A 7,183-nucleotide genomic window follows, 5' to 3' on the forward strand; every position below is an offset into this window, starting at 1 on the left:
GCGCGATGCGCCGGCGTAATCGCGATGCACCACCAGCGCAGGCTGCCTGCTGCCCCTGGCCGGGCGCGTGGCAGGCGCACGCAGGGCATCGAGGCCGCGCAGCACCTGCTTGAGCGCATCGGCGAAATCGGCGGCAATGGTCAGGCGGGTGATCGTGCCGACCCTGTCGTCGCCCTGGTCGGTCGAGGCATCGGGCATTTGCCGGGCCTTGGCCGAGATGGTGTCGAGCCGCGCCACCCAAGGCGTGGTGTCGTCCAGCGCGCCGGGCTTCGCGGCCATTTCACCGACAAGGGCTTGCAACTCCGAACGCACCGGAATGAGCGCCGCATTCTTCGGAGCGGCATGCGAATGCAACGCACGTGCCGCCGACAGCGCCGAGAGCAGTTGTCCGATCGTGCGCCGGACCGGATGCGCGCGCGGCGCGAAGCTCGGCGCCTCGAGCCTGGCATAGGCGCGCATCTCGCCGAGCGTCTGGGTATCCGTGACCAGCTTTCGGTGCAGCGCGGACAGCGTTGCCGGGTCGCCGCCGGAGAACGCACCGCCGGCATAGGTGGCAAGATCGAGGATGCAGCGTTTCAGGCGCGAGACGATGGCGTCGCTGGCCAGTTTTGGCAGGATCAGCCGGCTGGTCAGGCCGGCGCAGACGATGCCGAGCACGATCTCGGCACAGCGCGCGACAGCGAGGTCGACGACGAGATGCGGCTGTCCGAAAGCGGGCAGGCCGATGATCATTGCGGTGTAGCCGGCCAGGGCGGCGCCATAGGCTTCCGGATTGCGCAGCAGCGACGAGACGAAGGTGCAGATGCCGATCCAGACGGCAAGCACAGTCACCAGCACCCAGGGGTTGGTGCCGAAAACGGTGGTGATGCCGATCGCGGCGATGCCGCCGACCAGCGTGCCGAGCAGCCGGTAGAAGCCCTTCGCCAGCACCATGCCGGCAACCGGCTGGGCGACGATGAACACCGTCATCATGGCCCATTGCGGATGGTCGAGCTTCAGCGCATAGGCTGCCAGCAGCGCGATCAAGCCGGCTGAAACGGTGCGCAAGGCAAAGATCCAGTCGGAGCGCGTCGGCTGCGTCAACCCGGCTAAACTCGTCCCGAAATAGCCTTTCAGCCGCGTCCTGGTCACATGCTCGTCTCCGCAGCTGGAGCCTTGTTATGGACCGGCTGGCGGCTAGATATCCAGCACTTCCGTCTCGGCGAATTCGGCGCGTTCCTGGATGAACCGGAAGCGGGCCTCCGGCTTCGTGCCCATCAACGCATCGACGGCGTCCTTGGTCGCCGTCTCGGCGTCGATTACATCGATCCTGAGCAGCGTTCGCTTCCTCGGATCCATGGTGGTTTCCTTGAGCTGGGCGGCCATCATCTCGCCCAGACCCTTGAAGCGGCCCAGTTCCACCTTGCCGCGCCCGGTGAATTCGGTGCGCAGGAGCTCGTCCTTGTGGGCGTCGTCTCGGGCATAGGCGACCTTGCCGCCTTGCCTGATCGAGTAAAGCGGCGGCACGGCGAGATAGAGATGGCCGCCACGCACCAGCGCCGGCATCTCCTGATAGAAGAAGGTGATCAGCAGCGAGGCGATATGGGCGCCGTCGACATCGGCGTCGGTCATGATGATCACGCGGTCGTAGCGCAGATCCTCATCGCGGTACTTCGAACGCGTACCGCAGCCGAGCGCCTGGATCAGGTCCGAAATCTGTTGGTTGGCCGCCAGCTTATCGTTGCCGGCGCTGGCGACGTTGAGGATTTTGCCGCGCAATGGCAGCACGACCTGGCTGGCGCGGTCGCGCGCCTGCTTGGCCGAGCCGCCGGCCGAGTCGCCTTCGACGATGAACAGTTCTGCACCGGCCGCGGCATTCTGCGTGCAGTCGGCGAGCTTGCCCGGCAGCCGCAGCTTGCGCACCGCGCTCTTGCGCGACACTTCCTTTTCCTGGCGCCGGCGCACCCGCTCGTCGGCGCGTGCGATCACCCATTCGAGCAGCTTCGAGGCTTCCTGCGGATTGTCGGCCAGCCAATGGTCGAACGGATCGCGGATCGCGGTCTCGACAATTCGAATTGCCTCGATCGTCGCCAGCCTGTCCTTGGTCTGTCCGACGAATTCCGGCTCGCGGATGAACACCGACAGCATGCCCGCCGCCGAGATCATGACGTCTTCCGAGGTGACGATCGACGCGCGCTTGTTGCCGACGAGGTCGGCATAGGCGCGCAGGCCTCGCGTCAAAACGTTGCGGAAGCCGGCCTCGTGGGTGCCGCCTTCGCCGGTCGGGATGGTGTTGCAGTAGGAATTGATGAAGCCGTCGCCGCCGAACCAGGTCACCGCCCATTCGAGCGAGCCGTGGCCGCCCTGTTTCTCGCTCTTGCCGGCGAAAATCTCGCGCGTTACCTGGAAGTCGTCGCCGAGCGATGCCTTGAGATAGTCCTTCAGGCCGCCGGGAAAATGGAATTCCGCCTTGGCCGGCGTCTGGTCTTTTTCCTTGATCAGCGACGGATCGCAGGTCCAGCGGATTTCGACGCCGCCGAACAGATAGGCTTTCGAGCGCGTCATACGGTAGAGCCGCGCCGGTTCGAACGCCGCGCCCTTGCCGAAAATCTGCTCGTCGGGGTGGAAGCGGATCTTTGTGCCGCGCCGGTTGTGGACCTCGCCCAACTGTTCCAGGCCGGTCACGGGAACGCCGCGCGAGAATTTTTGCCGATAGAGTTGCCGTCCCCGCGCGACCTCGACCTCGAGATGGTCCGACAGCGCGTTGACCACGGATACGCCGACGCCATGCAGGCCGCCTGATGTCTCGTAAACCTTGGAGTCGAACTTGCCGCCCGAATGCAGCGTCGTCATGATCACTTCAAGCGCCGGCTTCTTGAACTTCGGGTGCGGATCGATCGGGATGCCGCGGCCATTGTCGGTCACGGCGAGATAGCCGTCGGCCGAAAGCTCGACATCGATGAAGGTGGCGTGGCCGGCAACCGCTTCGTCCATCGAATTGTCGATGACCTCGGCGAACAGATGGTGCATCGCCTTGTCGTCCGTGCCGCCGATATACATGCCTGGCCGGCGGCGCACCGGCTCCAGCCCTTCCAGCACCTCGATGTCGGCGGCGCTATAGCCCTCGCTGCCGTCCTTGGTCGAGGCAGGACGCTTGGTGGCTTGCACCACCAGTGGATCCGCCGGGCGCGCAGCGGTACGCACCGGCTGCGGCTGCTTGTCCATATTGCCGAAGAGATCGTTGCTGTCGTCCATGCCTGCCATAGGTTCCGGTGCTGCGAATCACCTCGCGATACTGCCACGCTTTTCAGCGCCAAGCGACCGAGGTTCCTGTTCCGTTCGGGGATCTGGGCCCTCTTACCCCAAAACCATTCGATAACCAAGCCGGCGGAAATAGATCCGATACCAACGCCCGGGATTCCTGATTCTTTAACAATGCCGCCTAACGTGAGCCCAACTAAATAAGAAACTGCTGATATCAGGGGTTTAGGCGTGAGGGGCAAGGCCATATCGATGATCGGCATCGCCGCCGTTTTCGGCGCGATCTCGATCTTTGCCGCGGATTTCTGGGTCAAAAGCCAGGCCAAGGCCGATTCCGAAGAGAAGACGTCGTCGATTCCGGCACCTGTCGTGCCGAAAGTCGAATTCAAGACCATCGTGGTGGCGAATGCCCCGTTGCGCTACGGCATGGAGCTCGACCGCGCGCAGCTCAGCGAAATCCCGTGGTCGCAAGAGTCCGTGCCGCAGGGCGCCTTCACCACCATCAATGCGTTGCTCGCCGACGGCAGCCGCGTGGTGCTGTCGCCGATCGAGGTCAACGAACCGGTGCTGCTGGCCAAGCTGTCCGGCCCGAATGGCCGCGCGACGCTCTCCAACATGATGACGCCCGGAATGCGGGCGGTCACCATCCGCACCGACGAGATCGCCGGAGTCGGCGGCTTCGTCACGCCCGGTGACCGCGTTGACGTGGTGCTGACGCGCGATGCCGGCGAAATTCAGGAAGTGGCCAAGAATGCGCAAGGCGCTGCCGGTTCCACCATCACCTCCGAGATCGTTGTCGCCGATGCCAAGGTGCTGAGCGTCGGGCAGGGCGCCGACGAGCGCCAGACGACGCCGCAGATTTCCAATTCGGTGACCATCGAGGTGACGACGGACGGCGCGCAGAAAGTAGCGCTGGCCCGCACCGTCGGCACGCTCTCGCTGTCGCTTCGGTCCGCCAGCGAAGGCGCTGACGGCAAGAGCGGCGTCACCACCATCTCCTCCTTCGGCGGATCGGTCGCCTCGAATGTGCAGGCCGCGGCCGGCTCGGTGTTCGACGCCGTCACCAAGGAGCCGGAGAAACCGAAGTTCAAGACGGTCATCGTAACGCGCGGCACGAAGGCCGAGGAATACCAGGTTCCTTCGCGGGACCAGAAATAAACCAGTGGGGACTGGGTGAGGGACGGGACAATGTTCGGGCTGTTCATATATCGGGTCATGACGCGGTTGCGCGTTTTGCGCGCCGTGGCTGTCGCGTCTTCGCTGGCCGCTGCGGTGATGCTGGCCTTGGGCGCCTCGGCGGCGAGAGCTGACAACGACGTCGTCTACGTGTCGTCGACCAAGAATGCGTCAATCAAGGTTGCCAAGGGCAAGCCGAAGACGATCATCACCAGTGCTGCCTTCTACCAGATCGTCATCGGCGATCCGGAGATCGCCAACGTCAATCCGCTGACCGACAAATCCTTCTATGTGCTCGGCAACAATCTCGGCACCACCGGGATTGCGCTGTTCGATGAGAAAAAGCAGCTTGTCGGCACCGTCGACATCGAGGTGACGCTCGACACCGACCAACTGGCCAGCACCATTCGCGCCAGCGTGCCGGATGCCAGGATCAAGGTCGGATCGGCCAATGGCCGTGTCGTGCTGTCGGGCGAGGCCGACGATGCCGTCGCCGCCGAAAAGGCAAACAAGATCGCGACGCGCTTTTCCGGTGCCGAGGAGGTGATCAACTCGGTCAACATCTCATCTTCGCAGCAGGTCCAGCTCAACGTCCGCTTTGTCGAGATCAACCGCCAGGCGGGCCAGGATCTGGGTGCCAAATACGCCGCCAATTTCGCCTATGGCCTTGGCGGCCGCGACGTCTCGATCGATCCGGGCACAGTGCCGGCGGCCGGTACTGGCGAGATCATCGGTCGTCTCCTATCGAACGGCGTATCGATCGATATTGCCATCAAGGCGCTGGAGGAGCGCGGCTTGGCGCGGCGACTGGCCGAGCCGAACCTGATCGCCCGGTCCGGTCAGACGGCGAGCTTCCTCGCCGGCGGCGAGTTCCCGATCCCGGTCTCGGAGGACAACGGCAAGATCTCGGTCAGCTACAAGAAATACGGCGTCAGCCTGGATTTCACGCCGACGGTTCTGAAAGACGGGCTGGTCAGCCTTGATATCGCGCCGGAAGTCTCCTCGATCGATGCGTCGGCCTCCTACAATATCGGGACGATCTCGGTTCCTGGCTTCATCGTGCGCCGTGCCAGGACGTCAGTCGACCTGAAGAACGGCCAGAGCTTCATGATCGCTGGACTGCTGCAGTCGCAAAACGACATCACCACGTCGCGCATTCCGGGCCTCGGCAAGATGCCGGTGCTTGGGGCTCTGTTCTCGTCCAAATCCTATCAGCGGCGCGAGACCGACCTCGTCATCATCGTAACGCCCTATCTGGTCAAGCCGGTCGATCCGTCGAAGAAGCTCGTCGAGCCGACAGATGGCACGCAGCCGGCCAGCAATGCCGACTATTTTCTCAACAACACCGAGGAAGTGAAGGATTCCGATGCCGGTCGCACCGTGGCGCTGGCAGACGGCCGCGTCACTCAACCTGCAGCGGCCGCTTCGGCTGGGCATTTCCTCGACCTGCCGAAGGATTGAAGCCATGCGTCTGGTCTTTGGATCGAGCGTCGCCTTGCTGCTGGCCGGCTTTGCCGCTGGCTGCACCAGCGACGACTATGTGCGCAGCGAAGGGCCAACGGCCGGCGCCGGCAATGCGCAGGCCGCCAACACCGTCATGCAGATGGTCGATCCCTGGAAATACGGGGTCCAGAACACCAGGCTCCTGGTGCCGGCCCAACGAGGCAGTGCCGCGGCTGTCACACCCGATCAGGCGGCCGGTGCCAAGGCGTCGCAGTCGACCACAGGCAACTGATTCAACGGGCAACTGGTCAACGGGCGACCTGACAGGCTGACAGAATGGCAAACGGCATCAAGACCAGGAAGATCCTGCTCGTATCGACCGACAGGACGTTTGCGCAGGACACGCGCACCGCATTTTCCGCCTCCGAGATCATACAGCTCTCGACGGTGGAGAAGAACGTTACCGAGTTGCGCGGTGAGATCCAGGAAGCCGACTTCGGCGCCATCATCGTCGACATGGATGCGGCAAGGCTGGAGGAGGTCGAGTCGCTGCAGCGCATCATGCGTCGGCTGGAGGACAAGGTTCCGGTCGTCGTCGTCACCCAGGAGTTCAACGCGGCCGCGGTGCGTATTCTCGTGCAGCTCAAGGTCGCGGATTTCCTGGTCAAGCCGATCACCACGGCCGATCTGGTGCGCTCCGTGGTACGGGCGCTGCAAGGGCCCGGGCGCGAGGAAAACACCGAGTCGCAAATCTATACCTTCATGCCTGCGGCGGGCGGCGTCGGCACCACGACGCTGGCGCTGCAGACCGCCTTCCAGCTGCATCACTCGGTGACGCGCGGAGCCTCGACCTGCGTCGTCGATCTCAACTTCCAGCAGGGCGCCTGTGCCGAATATCTCGACCTCGAACCGCGTTTCGACATCACCGAGATCGAGAACCAGCCCGAGCGTCTCGACCGCCAACTGCTCGACGTGATGCTGTCCAAGCATGCCAGCGGGCTTTGCGTGCTGGCGGCACCGGCGCATCCAGCCGAGATGCGCTCGTTCAAGACCGATGTCGTGGTGCGCATGCTGGATCTCGTTTCGGCCTATTTCGACAATGTCGTCATCGACATGCCCCGCACCTGGTTTCCATGGACGGAGACCGTGCTGCTCGGTTCCAACAAGCTCTACATCGTCGCGGAAATGACGGTGCCGTGCCTGCGCCACACCCAGCGGCTGATCCAGGCGGTCTACGAGACGGCCGGCAAGGAAGTGAAGCCGAACGTCATCGTCAACCGTTTCGAACAGAAGATGTTCGATAACGGCATCAAGCAGGCGGACG

At 63.7% G+C, this 7,183-nt stretch carries 6 protein-coding genes; 4 read left to right on the plus strand and 2 right to left on the minus strand.

Translation table 11 applies throughout. The features are described 5' to 3' along the window. A partial coding sequence (locus EN884_RS19105; protein WP_164895056.1) for an FUSC family protein occupies positions 1-1,131 on the minus strand: 1,131 nt, incomplete at its 3' end. Positions 1,132-1,176: 45 nt separating this feature from the next. Continuing rightward, positions 1,177-3,234, minus strand: a complete 2,058-nt coding sequence (parE, locus tag EN884_RS19110; RefSeq protein ID WP_128360678.1) for a DNA topoisomerase IV subunit B — start codon at positions 3,232-3,234, stop codon at positions 1,177-1,179. Positions 3,235-3,471: 237 nt separating this feature from the next. Between parE and cpaB the strand changes: the two genes are divergently transcribed. From cpaB to EN884_RS19130, 4 genes are all read left to right on the plus strand, one after another. Further along, positions 3,472-4,398, plus strand: a complete 927-nt coding sequence (gene cpaB, locus EN884_RS19115; RefSeq protein WP_244514296.1) for a Flp pilus assembly protein CpaB — start codon at positions 3,472-3,474, stop codon at positions 4,396-4,398. A 57-nt stretch (positions 4,399-4,455) separates the two neighbouring features. Beyond that, positions 4,456-5,877 carry a type II and III secretion system protein family protein gene (locus EN884_RS19120; protein WP_244514347.1) on the plus strand — a complete coding sequence of 474 codons (1,422 nt, stop codon included), beginning with the start codon at positions 4,456-4,458 and terminating at the stop codon, positions 5,875-5,877. Between the two features lie 4 nt (positions 5,878-5,881). Beyond that, on the plus strand, positions 5,882-6,151 hold the full coding sequence (locus EN884_RS19125; protein ID WP_013531962.1) for a hypothetical protein: 270 nt from the start codon (positions 5,882-5,884) through the stop codon (positions 6,149-6,151). Positions 6,152-6,195: 44 nt separating this feature from the next. Continuing rightward, the coding region (locus EN884_RS19130) for a response regulator (RefSeq protein ID WP_128360679.1) at positions 6,196-7,183 on the plus strand (988 nt) is incomplete at its 3' end.

It is taken from the genome of Mesorhizobium sp. M7A.F.Ca.AU.001.01.1.1, from assembly GCF_004022735.1.
GTDB lineage: Bacteria > Pseudomonadota > Alphaproteobacteria > Rhizobiales > Rhizobiaceae > Mesorhizobium > Mesorhizobium ciceri.

Coding starts and splice junctions, on each gene's coding strand:
- parE (WP_128360678.1), bottom strand. CDS start 3,234: ATGGACGACAGCAACGATCTCTTCGGCAATATGGACAAGCAGCCGCAG.
- EN884_RS19120 (WP_244514347.1), top strand. CDS start 4,456: ATGACGCGGTTGCGCGTTTTGCGCGCCGTGGCTGTCGCGTCTTCGCTG.
- EN884_RS19125 (WP_013531962.1), top strand. CDS start 5,882: ATGCGTCTGGTCTTTGGATCGAGCGTCGCCTTGCTGCTGGCCGGCTTT.